The following is a 17,523-nucleotide window of genomic DNA, read 5'->3' as shown; positions in this document are numbered from 1 at the left end:
GAGGAACGCCGATGAACCCGGCCAACTACCTGTATCTCTCGGCGCTGCTGTTCGCGATCGGCGCCTCGGGCGTCCTGCTTCGACGCAACGCGATCGTGGTGTTCATGTGCATCGAGTTGATGCTCAATGCGGGCAACCTCTCGTTCGTCACCTTCGCCCGCATGCACGGCAGCCTCGACGGTCAGGTGATCGCCTTCTTCACGATGGTCGTCGCCGCCGCCGAGGTGGTGGTGGGACTGGCGATCATCATGATGATCTTCCGCACCCGCAGGTCGGCCTCGGTCGACGACGCCGACCTGTTGAGGCGGTGAACCGATGAGCCACGATCTCACCAGCGCCCTGCTCTGGCTGATCCCCGGACTGCCCGCCCTCGGCGCGGCCGTCCTGCTGATCGCCGGCCGCCGCACCGACCGCTGGGGCCACCTCGCCGCCACCGCGCTGGTGACGGTGTCGGCGGTGCTCGGAATCGCGATGTGGATCGGCATGATCGGGCGCGACGGCGGGGCCCGCACAGTGACCAGCGGAAGCTACCGGTGGATCACCGCCGGTGATTTCAGCGTCGACGCCGCGCTGCGCCTGGACCAGCTGTCGATGTGCTTCGTGCTGCTGATCACCGTCGTCGGCGCGCTGATCCACGTCTACTCGATCGGCTACATGAGTCACGAGCCCGACCGCCGCCGGTTCTTCGCATACCTCAACCTGTTCGTCGCGGCGATGCTGATCCTCGTGCTCGCCGACAGCTACCTCGGGCTGTATCTGGGCTGGGAGGGCGTCGGTCTGGCGTCGTACCTGCTGATCGGCTTCTGGCAGCACAAGCCGAGTGCCGCGACGGCGGCCAAGAAGGCCTTCGTGATGAATCGGGTGGGCGACATCGGCATGGTGATCGCGCTGGCCGTCATGTTCGCGACCTTCGGCTCGGTGAGCTTCGACGGTGTCTTCGGCTCGGCGGCCACCGCGAGTGAGGCGACGCTGACAGCGATCTGCTTCATGCTGCTGCTCGGCGCGTGCGCGAAGTCGGCGCAGGTGCCGCTGCAGGCCTGGCTCGGCGACGCGATGGAGGGCCCCACCCCGGTCTCGGCGCTGATCCACGCGGCGACCATGGTGACCGCGGGCGTCTACCTGATCACCCGGTCGGCGCCGCTGTTCGATCTGGCTCCGCACGCGCAGACCGCCGTCGTGGTCGTCGGCGCGGTGACCCTTCTCTTCGGTGCGATCATCGGCTGCGCCAAGGACGACATCAAGAAGGCGCTCGCCGCCTCCACTATGAGTCAGATCGGCTACATGGTCCTCGCGGCCGGACTCGGGCCCGCCGGGTACGCCTTCGCGATCCTGCATCTGCTCACCCACGGATTCTTCAAGGCCGGACTGTTCCTCGGGTCCGGCTCGGTGATGCACGCGATGAACGACGAGACAGACATGCGGCGCTTCGGAGGGCTCCGGGCCGCCATGCCGATCACGTTCGTCACGTTCGGGTTCGGCTACCTCGCGATCATCGGCGTCCCGCCGTTCGCGGGTTTCTACTCCAAAGACCACATCATCGAGGCCGCTTTCGGTGACGGCGGTGTTCGCGGATGGCTGCTGGGCGGGGTGGCCGTCGTCGGCGCGGGAGTCACCGCCTTCTACATGACGCGCGTGATGGTTCTGACCTTCCTCGGTGAGAAGCGGTGGGCACCCGACGCCAAGCCGCATGAGGCGCCGCGGTCGATGACCGGGCCGATGATCGTGCTGGCGGCCGGCTCCCTGCTCTCGGGCGGTCTGCTCGCGATCGGCGGCTCGCTCGCCGACTTCCTCGCGCCGGTGGTCGGCGCCGTCCCCGAGGAGAGCGGTCCGCTGCCCGCCTGGTCCGTGACCGTGATCGTGCTGGCCGTAGTGGTGGTCGGCGCGGCGATCGCCTGGCGTCAGTACGGGCGGGGTGATGTCCCGGAGACGGCACCGGCCGACGTCTCGGGTCTCACCGTCGCGGCGCGCGCCGACCTGTACGGCGACGCCTTCAACGAACGGGTCTTCGCGATCCCCGGTGCCCGGCTCACCGCCGGGCTGGTACGGGCGGAGGACCGTGGTCTCGGCGCGGTGCCCGCGGGGGTCGGAGCCGGCGTCACGGGACTGTCGGTCCTGGCCAGGCGCGGACAGAACGGCTTCGTCCGGTCGTACGCCCTCTCGATACTCGCGGGCACCGTCGCGGTGGCCGCCCTGACCCTGGTGGTGAGCGCGCTGTGACGAACTCCGGAACCGTTCCGTGGCTCACCGTGCTGTGGCTGCTGCCCGCGGTGGCCTCGCTCGTGGTGATGCTCCTGCCCGCCGGCCGGGCCGCCGACGCCCGCCGGGTCTCGCTCGGGGCGTCGCTGCTCACCCTCGGCTGGGCGGTCGTCGTCGCCACCCGATTCTCGTCCGGCACCGGCGGCTACCAACTCACCGAGGACGTCAGCTGGATCCCGGCGTTCGGCGCCCACTACAGCCTCGCGCTGGACGGGGTCGGGCTGGCGCTGATCCTGTTGACGACGGTGCTGACACCGATCCTGCTGCTCGCCGGATGGCGCGACGTGAGCGATGCCGGCAATCGCCGGGTGCACATCTACGTGGCGCTGATGCTCGCGGTCGAGTCGATGGTGCTGATGAGCTTCGTCGCGACCGATGTACTGCTGTTCTACATCTTCTTCGAGGCGATGCTGGTGCCGATGTACTTCCTCATCGGCGGTTTCGGCGCCGCTGACGAGGGACGCCGGTCGCGGGCGGCCGTCAAGTTCCTGCTCTACAACCTCTTCGGCGGGTTGATCATGCTGGCGGCGTTGATCGGGCTGTACGTGGTGAGCTCCCGGTCGGGTCTGGGTCCGGACGGGGCCGGGACATTCAGCTTCTCCGACCTCGCCGTGGCCGCGTCCGCCGGTGGCCTCGACGCCTCCCAGGCGACGCTCGACCTGCTCTTCCTCGGATTCTTCTTCGCCTTCGCGGTCAAGGCACCGCTGTGGCCCGTGCACACCTGGTTGCCGGACGCGGCGGTGTCGACCACGCCCGCGGTCGCGGTGATGATGATGGCCGTCATGGACAAGGTCGGCACCTTCGCGATGCTGCGGTTCTGCATCGGTCTCTTCCCCGACGCGTCGGCCCGGTTCGCACCGTGGATCTCCGCGCTCGCCGTCGTCAGCATCGTCTACGGAGCGCTGTGCGCCATCGGGCAGCGCGACGTGATGCGCCTGATCTCGTACACCTCCATCTCACACTTCGGGTTCATCGTCCTCGGCGTCTTCGCCCTCACCGGGCAGGGACAGTCCGGCTCGGCGCTGTACATGGTCAACCACGGTCTCTCGACGGCCGCGCTGTTCCTGGTGGCGGGATTCCTGGTGAGCCAGCGGGGCAGCTCGCTGATCGCCGATTACGGCGGGGTGCAGAAGCTCGCCCCGGTGCTGGCAGGCACGTTCCTGGTGGCCGGTCTGGCGACCCTCTCCCTTCCCGGACTGGCGCCGTTCGTGAGTGAGTTCCTGGTCATCGTCGGCACCTTCACGCGGTATCCTGTCGCCGCGATCGTCGCCGCGTCGGCCCTGGTGCTGTCGGCGGTCTACATCCTGTGGACGTATCAGCGCATGATGGGCGGACCCGAACGGCTCAGCGCCACGGTCGACGCCGGAGCGCAGGTGCCGATACGGGATCTCGATCTGCGGCAGAAGGCGGTCGTCGCGCCGTTGATCGTCGGACTGCTGGTGCTCGGTTTCTTCCCGCGGCTGGTGCTGGACTACATCGATCCGGCGGTGTCCCCGGCCCAGATCAGCACCCCGGCCGTCAGTGCCGGTGAAGGAGGTCATCGATGACCCTCGCGAGTGCTCTCGACGCTCACAGCATCGACTACTTCCGGCTCTCCCCCATGCTGATCGTCTTCGGCGCCGGAGTGATCGCGGTCCTGGTGGAGGCCTTCGCTCCGAAGCAGCGGCGCTACCGTGCCCAGCTGTGGCTGGCCGGAGGCGCCCTGGTGGCGGCCTTCGTGGCGCTGATGTTCGTCACCGCGTCCTTCATGGCGGACGGCGCCTCGGTGGCGATGTCCGGTGCCGTGGTGATCGACGGTCCGGCGCTGCTGCTGCAAGGTGCGGTGCTGGTGGTTTCGCTGGGCTCGATCGCGGTTATGGGCGAGCGCCGGCTCGACCGGGTGTGGGCGCCGCTGGAGGTGCGCACCGCGGCGGGCGAGCGCATCGCGGTCGGCGGGTCGAGCGGCGACGCCGCCGACGCCGATCTCCCCGCCGACGCCTTCACTCCCTCCGGCGCCACCGTTCCCGGCTCCCCCGACGAACTCGTCGCCGGGCGCGCGGGGGCGATCACCACAGAGGTCTACCCGCTCGCACTGCTCGCCGTCGGCGGAATGATGCTGTTCGGCGCGTGCGGCGATCTGCTCACCATGTTCATCGCGCTCGAGGTGCTGTCGCTCCCGCTGTACCTGCTGTGCGGACTCGCACGGCGACGCCGGCTGCTGTCGCAGGAGGCATCGCTCAAGTACTTCCTGCTGGGTGCGTTCTCGTCGGCGATCTTCCTGTTCGGCGCCTCGTTCGCCTACGGCGCGACGGGATCGCTGTCGCTGTCGGCCATCGGCGACGCCGTCGCGGGCGGTGAGCTCGAACCGGCCGCCGACCGCACGCTCGCGGTGCTCGCGGTGACCCTGCTCGCCGTCGGACTGCTCTTCAAGGTGGGCGCGGTGCCGTTCGGCTCGTGGGTACCCGACGTCTACCAGGGCGCTCCGACTCCGGTCACCGCGCTGATGGCCTCCGCGACCAAAGTGGCGGCGTTCGGCGCACTGCTGCGGGTGCTCCACGTATCGTTCGGCGCGCTGGAGCCGCAGTGGCGGCCCGCCCTGTGGGCGGTCGCGATTCTCACGATGGTGGTCGCGACGCTCATGGCCGTCACCCAGGGCGACCTGAAGCGGATGCTCGCCTACTCCTCGGTGAGCCACGTCGGTTTCGCGCTGGTCGGGGCGATCACGATGTCGCAGGCCGGCGTGGCCGCCACGCTGTTCTACGTCTGCGCCTACGCGTTGTCTGCTTTCGGTGCTTTCGCGCTGCTGTCGGTGGTCCGCGACGGCGCCGGGCGCGAGAGCACCGAGATCGCCTCGTGGGCCGGGCTCGGCCGCAGGCGACCCCTGGTCGGGGCGATGATGTCGCTGTTTCTGCTCTCGTTCGCCGGCATCCCGCTCACCAGCGGATTCATCGCCAAGTTCGCGGTCTTCGGCGCGGCCGGCGACGACGGCGCCTGGCCGCTGGTCATCGTCGGCGTCCTCTGCAGCGCCGTCGCCGCGTACTTCTACATCCGGGTCATCGTCGCGATGTTCTTCTCCGATCCCCCGCAGGATGCTCCCGAGGTGGTCACTCCGAGTCTGCTGACCTCGGTGCCGATCGCGCTGTCGGCGGCGCTGACCCTCGTACTGGGTCTGTTTCCCCAGTGGCTACTCGACCTCGCGACCTCCGCCGCCGCGTTCTACCGAGGCTGACTCAGCGCCGCCGAAGGCCGTCGCACCGGTGCCACTGACTGCGAGCTCGATCCGCTTCCTCAGGTCGTCCGAGCCGAGATCGTCGAGGTCGTCGAGACGTCGCCACATCACCTCGGTCATTTCGCCGTCGGACGGCACTGGGTCGCCCGACCGCCAGCGGCAGCGGAACGTCAGATCGAGGTAGTCCACCTGGTCGCCGTTCACGTGCGTGCGCCGGGGCAACTGGTGCACCCACGCCAGCCGCTCCACCTCGATGTCGACTCCCGCCTCCTCCAACGCCTCCCGCCGCGCGGCCGTCGCGGGTTCCTCACCGGGATCGACGATCCCGGTGATGGGCGCCAGCGCGCCGTTGTCCGACCGACGTCCCAGGAGAACCCGTACTTCGTTCGCGTCCTCCCGCAGGATCACGGCGGTCACACCGATCAGCACCAGCGGGTCATGACCGATGTGCTCGCGCAGCTTCAGGACGTACTCGGGGGTCGGCATGAGCGTCAGGCTACGCGCGCTCGATTCCCTTCTCCGCGGCGATCGCGTCGATCCGCTGCGCCAGCGCGACGTCGAAGGAGGTCAGCTGACCGAGGCTGTGCGTCACCAGCCGGAAGGCCACCGTCGGATACCGCAGGTCGACGTCGGGGTGATGACCGGCCTCCTCGGCCGCCGCCACCACGGCGGTCACCATCTCCAGACCGCGGACCATGTTGCCCGGCCGGTACTCGGCCACGAGCATCCCGTCGTCGACGGTCCAGGCATCGGGGGTCTGGGCGAGCGCCTCCGCCTGGGTCACGGGCTCCGGTTTCTGCGTCATGATTCATCCTCCTGTCACCGGTGACACGTCGACGCAGGGCACCGGACGCGGATGCGCCGGATCCAGGGCGTTGAGTACCAGCGCCGCGCTGCGTCTGTTCGACGTGATCGACATGTGGTCGGAACGGTCGCGGGAGCAACCGTCCTGTACGACGATGTTGCGCACCCGAGTGCCGGGCGGACCGTCGAGCAGCCCGGCGGTGTACGGCGTCACGATCTCATCGTCGCGGGTCACGATGTTGGTGTAGGCGACGCCGGGCAGATACGGCGTCGGCTCGCGGACGGCTCTGTTGAAATCGAGATCCTTCGGCGGCGACGAACACTCCGGGCAGGCCGGCCGCACGGGTTCGGCGATGCCGAGGCTCCGGCGGAACGACGCGATCGCCTCACCGCGCGCATCGTCGTCGTCGGGGCCCTGCCGCCAGTACGGCGCGAGGGAGACGTAGTGCGCCACCTCTCCCCGGCCGCCGAGGTACTTCATCCAGTACGTGGGGATCTCGGTGCCAAGCGAGTGCCCGACCAGATCCACCTGGTCCGCGCCGGTGGCGGCCCGCACGCGGTCGATGAATCGCTTGACGTCCCAAGCACTGTCGAGCTTGGGACCGAGGCCCCCGAGCGCGGAGACCGGCCAGACTCGCGCGAGCGCACCGTAGGTCGGGGCGAAGACGCAGTAGCCGTCGTTCTTGAGTACCGGAGCCAGTGTGGCCCAATTGGTCTGGCGGCCGCCGCCGCTGCCGTGCAGCAGCACCACCGGGTGCGGGTGACGCGGCGTCGGTCGGCACGAGAAGTTGTTGGTGCCCGGCAGCGAGCCGCCGGGGTTCGCCAGCTCGGCGCGGATTCCGGCGAGGAAGTCGTACGGGACCGGCAGCCGGGCCGGAGCCGCGGTCGCGGTTCCGGGGACACAGGCCAGCGCGACGAGGAGAATCAGCAGTGAAAGCCGCGCCGCCACCGTCTCAACTCCTCGCGGCGGCCAGGTAGTCGTCTTGGAAGATGCCCATCCGCGTGGCGTCCCGGTAGGCGCCGTCGGCGAAGAACTCTCGGCGCAGCACCCCCTCGACGACGAACCCCGCCTTCTCGTACACGTGGATGGCCGCGGCGTTTTCGGTGTCCACCAGCAGGTACACCTTGTGCAGGTTGAGCGAGCGGAATGCGAAGTCGAGCGCCGCGCGCGTCGCCGCGCCGGCGTATCCGCGTCCCTGCTCGCCGGGCGCGATGATGATCTGGAATTCGCAGTTGCGGTGCACCTGGTCGATGTACACCAACTCGACCAGCCCCACCCGGCGTCCGGCGGCGTCGACGATGAAGCGGCGCTCACGGTCTCCGCACCGCTGCTGCCGGGCGAATGTCTCCTCGAGGTCGGTGATGGTCACGTGCGCCGGCTCGAACCAGTAGCGCATCACCTCGGGATCGTTGAAAAGGCCGTGGACGAACTGCAGATCGGCCCGTTCCAGTGCCCGGAGCCTCGGCGCTGCGAAGGTCTCCGGAGTCGTAGCGTCACCCATGTCTGAGACCCTACTGCGACGCGGCCCGGCGCGGGAGTGCCGGATGCCCGACTCAGGGTGTCCGGGTCAGATGTCGTCGAACGACCCGCCGCGTCCCCTGCCCGCCGCGAAACGCTGCGCGCCGCCGACACCGTCGGCACGCAGCGAGGTCATGCCGATCGCGAACTCCCGGCGCAGCGCGGCCTCCTCGGAGTCCGCCCACTGTGCGCGGGCCGAGCGACGGTCGCCGCGCATGCAGGTGGCGGGCATGCGCGCGATGTCGTGGGCGAGCGCGACCGCCGCCTCCCGTGCGGTGCCCGCCGGGACCACGCGGTTCACCAGACCGAACGTCAGCGCCTCCGCGGCGTCGACGGGACGGCCGGTCAGGATGAGGTCCATCGCACGGCTGTGTCCGATCAGGCGCGGCAGGCGGACCGTTCCGCCGTCGATCAGCGGTACGCCCCACCGGCGGCAGAACACGCCGAACGTGGCGTCCTCGTCGGCGACCCGCAGATCGCACCACAGTGCCAGTTCCAGCCCGCCGGCCACCGCGTGCCCGTTGATCGCGGCGACGACCGGCTTGTCGAGGTCCATCCTGGTCGGTCCCATCGGGCCGTCTCCGTCCGGCGTCAGCACATTGGTGCGCTCGGTGCCGACGGCCTTGAGATCGGCACCGGCGCAGAACGACGGACCGTCGCCCGCCAGCACCGCCACCCGGGCCTCGGAGGCCTCGAATTCGCGGAAGGCGGCGGCGAGTTCGCGCGCCATGCCGGCGTCGACCGCGTTGTGCCGTTCCGGCCGGGCCATGATCACCACCGTCACGTCGCCGTCGCGCTCCACCCTGACGTCGTTCATCACTGCACTCCTTCGCCGGAACCCCGATCTTTTGGGGAGTTCGGCGTTCTGTCAAGGCGACCGCGTGACAGGCTGGCCGATATGCGTGATGTCGTCATCTGTGAACCCGTCCGCACTCCGATCGGCAGGTACGGCGGTGCGCTCAGATCGCTGTCGGCGGCCCGGCTGGGCGAGATCGCGCTCCGCGCATTGATCGAGCGCACGGGTCTGGACCCGGAAGCCGTCGACGACGTGGTGCTCGGCAACGTGTACCCCACCAGCGAGGCCCCCGCCATCGGACGCGTGGTCGCACTCGACGCCGGACTGCCCGTGACGGTGCCCGGCGCGCAGGTGGACCGCCGCTGCGGTTCCGGTCTGTACTCGGTGATCATGGCCGCCATGCAGGTGGCCACCGGCGCGTGCGGCCTGGCCGTCGCCGGCGGAACCGAGTCGATGAGCAACGTCCCCTTCTACAGCACCGACATGCGCTGGGGCGTGCGCGGGCCTGGTGTGATGCTGCACGACGGCTTGGCGCGCGGGCGTGTGACCGCGGGCGGGCGCCATCACCCGGTCCCCGGCGGCATGCTCGAGACCGCTGAGAATCTCCGCGAGCGGTACGGGATCTCCCGCACCGACCAGGACGCCCTCGCCGTCGAATCGCATCGGCGAGCGGTGGAGGCACAGCGGTCCGGCGTGTTCGCCGAGGAGATCGTGCCCGTCACGGTTCCCTCGAAGGAGGGCGACATCGTCGTCGACTCCGACGAACATCCCCGTGCCGATACGACGATGGAGACCCTCGGGCGGCTCCGGCCGATCCTGGCCGCCTCCGACCCCGACGCGACGGTCACCGCGGGCAATGCCAGCGGGCAGAACGACGCGGCGGCGGTCTGTCTGGTGACGCACCCCGAGCGGGCGCAGGAGCTGGGTCTCGAGCCGATCGCACGCCTGGTCTCGTGGTCCGTCGCCGGAGTGGACCCGGCGTACATGGGCATCGGACCGGTTCCCGCGACCGGCGCCGCCCTCGCCCGCGCCGGTCTGTCCCTCGCCGATATGGATCTGATCGAACTGAACGAGGCCTTCGCCGCCCAGGCTCTCGCCTGCACTCGCGAGCTGGGTCTGGGAGCCGACGACACCGCGCGGATCAACGTCCACGGTTCGGGCATCTCGCTGGGGCATCCCGTCGGCGCCACCGGGACCCGGATGCTCGGCACGCTCGCCCGCGAGCTGCGCCGCCGCGACGCCCTGTACGGTCTGGCCACCATGTGCATCGGCGGAGGTCAGGGGCTCGCAGCGATCATCCAGCGCGTCTGAGGGCTACCGGCCGATGTCGCCCGCGTTACCCGCGGATCACGGAGTTCTCGCATCGGCACCCCGCTCGCCGGTGCGTTCGGCACGTGGTCCAGCATTGCCGAATCCACGAACAGGAGAAGGCGATGCACCTCAGCGACCGGCAGATCACCCTGCGTTTCATGGCGGCCCCGACCGATGTCGCGACCCTCGGCGGCGGTGTCCGCGGCGGTCGGATCCTCGAATGGGTCGACAAGGCGGCCTACGCGTGCGCGGCGGCCTGGTCCGGCGGCTACAGCGTGACCGCCTACGTCGGGAACATCAGCTTCGGGCGGGACATCGATTCCGGCGACATCGTCGAGGTGACGGCCACTCTCGTCCTCACCGGCCGATCGAGCATGCACATCGAATGCCGGGTGGCCTCGGCCGATCCGCGGCTCGGCGAGTTCACCGAGGCGAGTCGCTGCATCCTGGTGTTCGTCGCCGTCGACGACGGCGGCACGCCGACACCGGTCCGTCAATGGCGGCCCGTCCTGCCCGACGACCTCGACCGCGCAGCGTACGCCGCCGAACGCACCGAGGTCCGCAATCGGATCACCGCGGCGATGGCCGGGGCCGACTACGGCGCGCCGTCGACCGCACCCGAGGCCTCCACCCGTTTCCTCGCCGCCCCCACCGACGTCAACTGGGGCGGCAACACCCACGGCGGCCGGGTGATGGGCTGGATCGACGACGCCGCGTATCTCTGCGGGGTGCGGTGGTGCGGCGGCGAAGCGGTGACCGTCTACATGGGCGGCGTCCGCTTCTACGAGCCGATCCGCATCGGACAGGTGGTCGAGGTCAGCGCGCGTCTGATCCACACCGGCCGCCAGACCATGCATGTCTCGGTGCACGTCCACGCCCACTGGCCGCGCGACGGGCGGCAGACGCGTCGCCTCGCGGCCCACGGTCTGACGGTGCTGGCAGCGCTCGACGCGGACGGTGACGCCGCGCCGGCACCGACGTGGACGCCGAGGCTTCCCGGCGACGTCGCCCTCGACCGACACGCCCGCGAACTGATCGCGATCCGCGGCCAGCGGCGCCCGGCTCGCGAGCACCGGATGGTGGAGATCTGACACCTGGCGCAGGCCCGGCGCGCCGTGCCGTGCCGGCCCGGGATAATCGGTGCCATGACCGAATCCGCCGCGCAGAGCCGTCAGTACACCACCGCCGTCGCCGTCGAGGACTTCCGGCGCAACATCGCCGCCGTGCAGGCACGGATCGACGCCGCCGCGCGTCGGGCCGGACGTGATCCGGCTCAGGTGCAGCTCCTTCCGGTGTCGAAGACGGTGCCCGAGGAGCGGATCGTCAACGCCGTCGCCGCCGGCTGTCGTCGCCTCGGCGAGAACAAGGTGCAGGAGGCCAAGCGCAAGCACGGCGCCCTCGCCGACCTCGACGTCTCCTGGTCGGTGATCGGGCACCTGCAGACCAACAAGGCCAAGAACGTGGCCGCTTTCGCCGACGAGTTCCAGGCGCTCGACAGCCTTCGCGTGGCCGAGGCGCTCGACCGCAGACTGCAGGCCGCGGGCCGCGGCCTCGACGTGTACGTGCAGGTGAACACCTCGGGCGAGGACAGCAAGTACGGGCTCGCGCCCGACGAGCTGCCTGCGCTGCTCAGGCAGCTGCCGAACTACTCCGCCCTGCGCGTTCGAGGGCTGATGACGCTCGCGGTCTTCTCCGACGACACCGATCGGGTGCGCTCGTGCTTCCGGCTGCTGCGCGACCTCCGCGACTGGACCCGCGACGTCGACCCGGATCTCCTCGGCGACGGCGGACTCTCGATGGGCATGTCGGGCGATTACGAGCTCGCCGTCGAAGAGGGCTCCACCTGTGTCCGGGTGGGCCAGGCGATCTTCGGCGCACGTGCGACTCCGGACAGTATGTACTGGCCGGGCTGACCGCGGCCGGTCGCGTCGCTCAGGCCTCCCTGGCGCCGATCAACGCCTCCGAGATCACGCCGGTGGCCCGCCGGAGCGCGAGGACCGCCCGCTCCTGCAGTTCATCGTCCATCCGCGACGTCGGACCGGAGATCCCGACGGCCATCGGGGTCGGCGCCCCGGGAACCGCCATCGCGACGCAGCGGACGCCGAGTTCCTGCTCCTGTTCGTCCACCGAGTAGCCGTTCGAGCGCACCCGTTCCACCTCCGCGAAGACGCCGGAGAGGGAGGTGACGCTGTATTTCGTGGTCGCGGGCATGCCCGCCTGCGACACGAGCTTGAGGATCCGGGCGTCGTCGAGCTCTGCCAGGATCGCCTTGCCGACCCCGGAATTGTGCAGGTTGACCCGTCGTCCGACCTCGTTGTTGGTGCGCATGGTGTGCGGCGACGGCACCTGCGCGGTGTAGATGACCATGTCTCCGTCGAGGACCGCGAGGCTCGCGGTCTCCGACAGCTCGGCCACCAGCGCCTCCAGCACCGGATCCGCGACCGCGCCGAGCTGCCGGTTGGCGACCTCGCCCAAGCGGATCAGTCGAGGTCCGAGCGCGTACCGTTTGTTCGGCAGCTGCCGGACGTATCCGATGCCGACGAGCGTGCGAAGCAGCCGGTGGATGGTCGGCGGAGGCAGCGGCGACTCGCCGGAGAGGTGGCTGAGCGAGCACTCGCCGCCGGCTCGGCCGATCAACTCCATCAATTCGAATGCGCGCTCGACGGACTGCACGCCGCCCGTCTTGCCCTCGCTTGCCGCTGCGGCCACCGTCTCGCTCCTCAGGTCTGGGACACCAGAACTCTATCTTCCACCATGCGGAACACAAAGCGTCTCCACAATCCGTGTCCGCTTGTGTGAAGTGCACAGTTCGCACTAGACTCCACGATGCGGAATTGCAATTCCACATTCGACCGACCGGGAGGGTGAATGACCAGCGGCTATCTCAGCGACTCGTTTCTGGCCGACGTCGACAGCCGATTGTCGGAGGCGGACGAGGACCTGGCGCGCCGCTACCCCGGCGACGACGGTCGACGCCAGCCGGTCCACACCGTGTACGTTCCCGCCGACCGCTACGCACCCGAACTCCCGCGACAGTGGGGCGCCGCCGCACTGGACGCCGCGCGCGCGGCCGGCGGCCTCGACGCGGTCGCGGCGATGATCGGCCTCGGCGCCGCGCCCGAGTCCACACCGGAACGGCTCGCCGATCTCGTCGCGGCCAAACTGAGGTCCGAACCCATCGAGGACCTCCGTCTCGACTTCGAGGACGGATACGGCGACCGCGGTGACGCCGCCGAGAACGCCGACGTCGCATCCGCCGCCGCAGCGGTGCGCTCCGCGAACGACTCCGACGCGCTCCCGCCGTTCATCGGCATCCGCTTCAAATGCTTCGAGGCTCCCGTCCGGCGCCGCGGGCTGCGCACGCTCGACGCCTTCATCGGCGCCTTGGCGGCCGGAGGGCCGCTGCCCGACGGCCTCACCCTCACGCTCCCGAAGGTCACCTCGGTGGACCAGGTGGAGGCGATGGTCCAGGTCGCGGCAGCACTGGAACAGGCGCACGGCCTCCCGTCCCGACGCATCCGGTTCGAGGTCCAGGTGGAAACGCCGCAGGCCGTCCTGGGCCCCGACGGCACGGCTCCGGTGGCGAGACTGATCCACGCGGGCGACGGACGGGTCAGCTCACTGCACTACGGCACCTACGACTACTCGGCGTCGCTCGGCATCGCGGCGGCGTACCAATCGATGGAGCACCCGGCGGCCGACCACGCCAAGAACGTCATGCAGCTGGCCGTCGCCGGCACCGGCGTTCACCTGTCCGACGGTTCCACCAACGTCCTGCCCGTCGGCGACGACCGGGAGCGGGCGGCGGCCTGGCGGCTGCACGCCCGACTCGTCCGCCGCCACCTGGAGCGCGGCATCTACCAGGGGTGGGATCTGCACCCGAACCAGCTCGTGACCCGTTTCCTGGCCACCTACGCCTTCTACCGCGACGGCTTCGCTCCCGCCGCCGCGCGTCTGCGGAACTACATGCACCGCATCGACTCCGGGATTCTCGACGAGCCGGCCACGGCCCGCGCACTCGCCGGTTTCATCGACCGCGGCGCCGTCTGCGGCGCACTCCCCGCCGACGATGTGGAAGCCGCCACCGACCTCCCGATGGAGACGGTCCGGGCCGTCGCCCTCGGTCGCATCACCACTCCGCTCGCCTGAACCGAACTCACACCCCACAGAGGAGACGTCGTGACCCCACCGCAGAAAGCGTCGTACTACACTCCCCGCGGCGGCCTGCCGCCGCAGACCGCGCTGCTCACGGATCGGGCCGTGGTCACCGAGGCGTACACGGTGATCCCCCGCGGTGTCCTCTCCGACATCGTCACGTCGGTCTTCCCCGAGTGGACCCGCACGCGCGGCTGGATCCTGAATCGGCCGGTCGCCGGCGGTTCCACCACGTTCTTCCAGGCCATCATGGAGGTCCAGCCCGGTGGAGGCGCCGACCGGCCCGAGCCGCAGCCCGAGGTGGAGGGTTTCCTGTTCGTCACCTCCGGCGCGCTGTCGGTGGTCGCCGACGGACATGCGCAGACGCTCACCGAGGGCGGGTTCGCCTACCTCCCCGCGGGCACGGCGTGGTCGGCACGCAACGACGCAGACGCCGACGCGACCTTCGTCTGGATCCGCAAGCGTTATCAGCCCGTCGACGGCCATGCGCCGTCGGTCCGCTTCGGGAACGAGCGGGACATCGAACCGTCCGCGATGCCCGGCACCGACGGCAAATGGCGCACCACCCGCATGCTCGATCCGCAGGACCTCGCCTACGACATGCATGTCAACGTCGTGACCTTCGAGCCCGGCGCCACCATCCCCTTCGCCGAGACGCACGTCATGGAGCACGGACTCCTGATGCTGGAAGGCAAGGCCGTCTACCACCTCAACGGCGACTGGGTGGAGGTGCAGGAGGGCGACTACCTCTCCCTGCGCGCGTTCTGCCCGCAGGCCTGCTACGCCGGTGGGCCGTCGAACTTCCGGTATCTGCTCTACAAGGACGTCAACCGCCAGATCCTGCTCTGACTTCAGGCAGATCGTCTCCCCGCACTCCGCCCGGTACGCGAGCTCCCCCACCGCGTGCCGGGCGGTTCCATGCTTCGGTGGTCGGCGGATCAGATCTCGAACGGCCAGCCCACGACCTTCTTCTCACGCGGCGGTGCGTACGTGCGCACCTTGGAGGTCGACAGTCCCATGCGGACGAGCCCCTCGGCGACGGTGACCGCCGAACGCACGCCGTCGACGATGGGAACGCCGGTCGCGACCCTGACCTTCTCCTCGAGCTCGGCCATTCCGCCGCAGCCGAGGCAGATCACCTCGGCGTGATCGCGCTCGACCGCTTCGCGCGCCTGCGCGACGATCGCCTCCACGGCACGCTCCGGGTCGGACTCCAATTCGAGGACGCCGAGGCCGGACGCCCGCACCGACGCGCAGCGCGTCGCGAGACCGGCGAGGCGCAGTCGGTCCTCGATCAGCGGAACGGTGCGGTCGAGCGTCGTGACGACCGAGTACTTGTGACCGAGGTACATGGCCGTCGAGGCGGCCGCCTCGGTGATGTCGACGACGGGCACGTCGAGCAATTCCTGGAGTCCCTCTCGGCCGTGTTCGCCGTAGCCGGCCTGGATGACGGCGTCGAAGGGCTCGGGATAGGACGTGATCGCATCCATGACGGCGATAGCGGCGAGGTACGACTCGAAGTTGCCCTCGCAGGAGTCCGCGCCGAAGCGCGGAGTGATGCCGACGATCTCGGTCCCGCGCGCGGCGACGGCCCGGGCCGACTCCGCGATCGCGTCGGTCATGGACTGCGTGGTGTTGACGTTGGCGACGAGGATCCGCACGGATTCGCTCCTTCGGGGGGAATGGACGGGAATGGGGCGTGCCGGACGTCAGTGCGTGCTGGCGACGGCGATGGCCTCGCCGGAGACGTCGGCGAACGGTCCCTTGCGATCGGCGACGAGCAGATAGAGGATCGCACCGACGGCGGCCCCGATGAACCACGAGTACTCCGAGACCACTTCGAAGGCGGGCACGAAAGCCAGGACGAGAGCGAACGCCGCCGTCGGGATCAGTGCGATCACCGCGCGGGGGTTGACGCCGCCCCGGTAGTGGTAGGCGCCGTCGGGGTCCTCGGTGAACAGCTCGGGAACATTGACCCGCGATCGCCGGACCAGCCAGTAGTCGGCCATCACGATGCCGAACAGCGGGCCGAGCACGGCACCGAGTCCGCCGAGGAAGTAATTGATGACCGCGGGCGAGTTGTAGAGGTTCCACGGCAGGATCACCAGACCGATGACCGCGGAGACCAGCGCCGCGCGCTGGAAGTTCAGCGTCTTGGGGAACAGATTGCTCAGCGCGTAGATCGGTGCGACGAAGTTCGCCATCATGTTGACCGCGACCGTCAGGATCAGCAGCGCGAGGCAGGCGAGCACCAGCAGGAACGTGTTCGGCACGGCCTGGACGATGTCGGCCGGCGATTCGATGACCCGGCCGTCGATCCGGAACTGCGCGCCGGCGAGGGTGATGACGATGCCGCCGAAGAGCAGCATGTTCAGCGGAATGCCGAAGAAGTTGCCCCGCACGATGGAGCCCTTCGACTTCGCGTTGCGGGTGAAGTCGCAGAAGTTGAGGACGAACGTGCCGTAGATCGCCACCCAGAGGCTGGCGCCGCCGACGATCTTGGCCCACATCTCACCGCCGGTGAGCGAGTCCGGCGTCGTCCACGCGATGGTCCAGTCGGCCTGGCCGAGCATCCAGACGGCCAGCGCGATCATGGTGATGAGAATGACGGGTCCGGCGAAGGCCTCGTACCGGCGAATCATCTCCATGCCGTAGCTGACGATCACCAGCTGGATCACCCACAGCGAGACGAACGAGATCCAGCCGAGGGTGGAGAGTCCGAGGAAACTGTTCGCATCGAGGTTCTGGGCCGACGGGATCAGCGCGACGATCAGGATGCGCAGCACCACCGACGCGAGGAAGGTCTGGATGCCGAACCAGGCGATGGCGACGGCGCCGCGGATGAGGGCGGGGATCTGCGCACCACGGATGCCGAACGAGATCCGGCTCATCACCGGGAACGGGACGCCGGTCTTCTCGCCCATGAATCCCGAGAGATTCAGGAGCAGGAACAGGAACAGTCCGCCGAGGCCGAGGGCCAGCAGGATCTGCCATCCGCCCAGGCCGAGCGCGAACAGGCCGATCGCGAACGCGTAGTTGCCGAGGCTGTGCACGTCGTTGGCCCACAGCGTGAAGATGTTGTACGCGCTCCATCGTCGTCCGGCCCGCTTGGTCGGAGCCAGATCGGCGTTGTAGAGGGCGGGACTCACGCATTCCGGCAGTCCCTGCTCGGTCCGCACGGCGACGTCGTCGAACGACACCGCGGACTCAGTGCGGCCGGCGGGGCCGGCGTCCTCGATCACTCCGGATGATTCGGTGCTCATGGCAGGACTTTCACTCGTCGCGGAGGACCTTGCCGCCAACCGCTGATTCCACTGTGTGGAATTAAGATTCCGTGGTTTTGAATATTTACGCCTACCGCTCGGTCAGATGTCAACCCCCGAGCACGTCGCACGCCCGCTGGGCGCCGTTCCAAAAAACGACGATGTGATTCCACCATGAGGAATTACTCTGCGGTATTCTCTCCTCGACAGA

Annotated in this window: 17 protein-coding genes; 9 read left to right on the top strand and 8 right to left on the bottom strand. The window is 69.3% G+C overall.

The window, feature by feature from the left end; translation table 11 throughout:
- The first annotated feature begins 11 nt into the window (after positions 1 to 11).
- From nuoK to nuoN, 4 genes are read left to right on the top strand one after another with little or no spacing between them, the layout of a single operon-like run.
- A complete protein-coding gene (gene nuoK / locus ACZ5QD_RS03020; RefSeq protein ID WP_006896570.1) occupies positions 12 to 311 on the top strand; it encodes an NADH-quinone oxidoreductase subunit NuoK in 300 nt (99 codons plus the stop codon).
- 4 nt (positions 312 to 315) lie between these two features.
- Positions 316 to 2,217 (top strand): NADH-quinone oxidoreductase subunit L, encoded by a 1,902-nt coding sequence (nuoL, locus tag ACZ5QD_RS03015; protein WP_045540229.1) that lies wholly within the window; start codon positions 316 to 318, stop codon positions 2,215 to 2,217.
- Positions 2,214 to 3,803: an NADH-quinone oxidoreductase subunit M gene (locus ACZ5QD_RS03010; protein ID WP_082781308.1), complete on the top strand. Its 1,590-nt coding sequence runs from the start codon at positions 2,214 to 2,216 to the stop codon at positions 3,801 to 3,803. The genes nuoL and ACZ5QD_RS03010 overlap by 4 nt, the downstream gene beginning before the upstream one ends.
- Positions 3,800 to 5,464, top strand: a complete 1,665-nt coding sequence (gene nuoN, locus ACZ5QD_RS03005; protein ID WP_062367589.1) for an NADH-quinone oxidoreductase subunit NuoN — start codon at positions 3,800 to 3,802, stop codon at positions 5,462 to 5,464. Before ACZ5QD_RS03010 ends, nuoN begins: the two co-directional genes overlap by 4 nt.
- On the opposite strand, the gene ACZ5QD_RS03000 is transcribed toward nuoN, so the two are convergent.
- The 5 genes from ACZ5QD_RS03000 to ACZ5QD_RS02980 all read right to left on the bottom strand — a co-directional run bounded on the left by ACZ5QD_RS03000 (position 5,420) and on the right by ACZ5QD_RS02980 (position 8,604).
- Complete coding sequence (locus tag ACZ5QD_RS03000) at positions 5,420 to 5,950, bottom strand: NUDIX hydrolase (RefSeq protein WP_062367588.1); 531 nt, start codon at positions 5,948 to 5,950, stop codon at positions 5,420 to 5,422. The two genes, nuoN and ACZ5QD_RS03000, sit on opposite strands and share 45 nt — an antisense overlap.
- 10 nt (positions 5,951 to 5,960) lie before the next feature.
- Complete coding sequence (locus tag ACZ5QD_RS02995; protein WP_464367111.1) at positions 5,961 to 6,269, bottom strand: 4a-hydroxytetrahydrobiopterin dehydratase; 309 nt, start codon at positions 6,267 to 6,269, stop codon at positions 5,961 to 5,963.
- Between the two features lie 3 nt (positions 6,270 to 6,272).
- Positions 6,273 to 7,217 carry an esterase/lipase family protein gene (locus ACZ5QD_RS02990; RefSeq protein WP_045540682.1) on the bottom strand — a complete coding sequence of 315 codons (945 nt, stop codon included), beginning with the start codon at positions 7,215 to 7,217 and terminating at the stop codon, positions 6,273 to 6,275.
- A gap of 4 nt (positions 7,218 to 7,221) precedes the next feature.
- Positions 7,222 to 7,770: a GNAT family N-acetyltransferase gene (locus ACZ5QD_RS02985; protein ID WP_006896563.1), complete on the bottom strand. Its 549-nt coding sequence runs from the start codon at positions 7,768 to 7,770 to the stop codon at positions 7,222 to 7,224.
- A gap of 66 nt (positions 7,771 to 7,836) precedes the next feature.
- Entirely contained in the window at positions 7,837 to 8,604 is a 768-nt protein-coding gene (locus ACZ5QD_RS02980; protein WP_006896562.1) for a crotonase/enoyl-CoA hydratase family protein, read from the bottom strand.
- Positions 8,605 to 8,685: 81 nt separating this feature from the next.
- On the opposite strand from ACZ5QD_RS02980, the gene ACZ5QD_RS02975 reads away from it, so the two are divergent.
- The 3 genes from ACZ5QD_RS02975 to ACZ5QD_RS02965 all read left to right on the top strand — a co-directional run bounded on the left by ACZ5QD_RS02975 (position 8,686) and on the right by ACZ5QD_RS02965 (position 11,807).
- Entirely contained in the window at positions 8,686 to 9,894 is a 1,209-nt protein-coding gene (locus ACZ5QD_RS02975; RefSeq protein WP_464367110.1) for an acetyl-CoA C-acetyltransferase, read from the top strand.
- 122 nt (positions 9,895 to 10,016) lie between these two features.
- Positions 10,017 to 10,985: an acyl-CoA thioesterase gene (locus ACZ5QD_RS02970; RefSeq protein WP_464367109.1), complete on the top strand. Its 969-nt coding sequence runs from the start codon at positions 10,017 to 10,019 to the stop codon at positions 10,983 to 10,985.
- A 54-nt stretch (positions 10,986 to 11,039) separates the two neighbouring features.
- Complete coding sequence (locus tag ACZ5QD_RS02965) at positions 11,040 to 11,807, top strand: YggS family pyridoxal phosphate-dependent enzyme (RefSeq protein ID WP_464367108.1); 768 nt, start codon at positions 11,040 to 11,042, stop codon at positions 11,805 to 11,807.
- A 19-nt stretch (positions 11,808 to 11,826) separates the two neighbouring features.
- Here the strand turns inward: ACZ5QD_RS02965 and ACZ5QD_RS02960 are convergent, their stop codons facing one another.
- Complete coding sequence (locus ACZ5QD_RS02960) at positions 11,827 to 12,603, bottom strand: IclR family transcriptional regulator (RefSeq protein WP_464367107.1); 777 nt, start codon at positions 12,601 to 12,603, stop codon at positions 11,827 to 11,829.
- Between the two features lie 159 nt (positions 12,604 to 12,762).
- Between ACZ5QD_RS02960 and ACZ5QD_RS02955 the strand changes: the two genes are divergently transcribed.
- Positions 12,763 to 14,043, top strand: coding sequence for a DUF6986 family protein (locus ACZ5QD_RS02955; protein ID WP_464367106.1), 1,281 nt, complete (start codon positions 12,763 to 12,765; stop codon positions 14,041 to 14,043).
- A 30-nt stretch (positions 14,044 to 14,073) separates the two neighbouring features.
- A complete protein-coding gene (locus tag ACZ5QD_RS02950; protein ID WP_006896556.1) occupies positions 14,074 to 14,898 on the top strand; it encodes a bifunctional allantoicase/(S)-ureidoglycine aminohydrolase in 825 nt (274 codons plus the stop codon).
- 89 nt (positions 14,899 to 14,987) lie between these two features.
- On the opposite strand, the gene ACZ5QD_RS02945 is transcribed toward ACZ5QD_RS02950, so the two are convergent.
- Complete coding sequence (locus ACZ5QD_RS02945) at positions 14,988 to 15,710, bottom strand: aspartate/glutamate racemase family protein (RefSeq protein WP_045538981.1); 723 nt, start codon at positions 15,708 to 15,710, stop codon at positions 14,988 to 14,990.
- A gap of 48 nt (positions 15,711 to 15,758) precedes the next feature.
- On the bottom strand, positions 15,759 to 17,312 hold the full coding sequence (locus tag ACZ5QD_RS02940) for an NCS1 family nucleobase:cation symporter-1 (RefSeq protein WP_045538979.1): 1,554 nt from the start codon (positions 17,310 to 17,312) through the stop codon (positions 15,759 to 15,761).
- Positions 17,313 to 17,523: the final 211 nt, after the last annotated feature.

This window comes from Gordonia sp. J1A, from assembly GCF_055393515.1.
The sequence above is the reverse complement of the archived record's forward strand: the minus strand, read 5'-3'. Positions and strand labels throughout refer to the sequence as shown.

What these genes read in the sequence shown, in the direction of transcription:
- ACZ5QD_RS02965 (WP_464367108.1), top strand. Translation starts at nt 11,040, where the DNA reads ATGACCGAATCCGCCGCGCAGAGCCGTCAGTACACCACCGCCGTCGCC.
- ACZ5QD_RS02970 (WP_464367109.1), top strand. Translation starts at nt 10,017, where the DNA reads ATGCACCTCAGCGACCGGCAGATCACCCTGCGTTTCATGGCGGCCCCG.
- ACZ5QD_RS02940 (WP_045538979.1), bottom strand. Translation starts at nt 17,312, where the DNA reads ATGAGCACCGAATCATCCGGAGTGATCGAGGACGCCGGCCCCGCCGGC.
- ACZ5QD_RS02955 (WP_464367106.1), top strand. Translation starts at nt 12,763, where the DNA reads ATGACCAGCGGCTATCTCAGCGACTCGTTTCTGGCCGACGTCGACAGC.
- ACZ5QD_RS02985 (WP_006896563.1), bottom strand. Translation starts at nt 7,770, where the DNA reads ATGGGTGACGCTACGACTCCGGAGACCTTCGCAGCGCCGAGGCTCCGG.
- nuoK (WP_006896570.1), top strand. Translation starts at nt 12, where the DNA reads ATGAACCCGGCCAACTACCTGTATCTCTCGGCGCTGCTGTTCGCGATC.
- ACZ5QD_RS03000 (WP_062367588.1), bottom strand. Translation starts at nt 5,950, where the DNA reads ATGCCGACCCCCGAGTACGTCCTGAAGCTGCGCGAGCACATCGGTCAT.
- nuoL (WP_045540229.1), top strand. Translation starts at nt 316, where the DNA reads ATGAGCCACGATCTCACCAGCGCCCTGCTCTGGCTGATCCCCGGACTG.
- ACZ5QD_RS02995 (WP_464367111.1), bottom strand. Translation starts at nt 6,269, where the DNA reads ATGACGCAGAAACCGGAGCCCGTGACCCAGGCGGAGGCGCTCGCCCAG.
- ACZ5QD_RS02975 (WP_464367110.1), top strand. Translation starts at nt 8,686, where the DNA reads ATGCGTGATGTCGTCATCTGTGAACCCGTCCGCACTCCGATCGGCAGG.
- ACZ5QD_RS02980 (WP_006896562.1), bottom strand. Translation starts at nt 8,604, where the DNA reads ATGAACGACGTCAGGGTGGAGCGCGACGGCGACGTGACGGTGGTGATC.
- nuoN (WP_062367589.1), top strand. Translation starts at nt 3,800, where the DNA reads ATGACCCTCGCGAGTGCTCTCGACGCTCACAGCATCGACTACTTCCGG.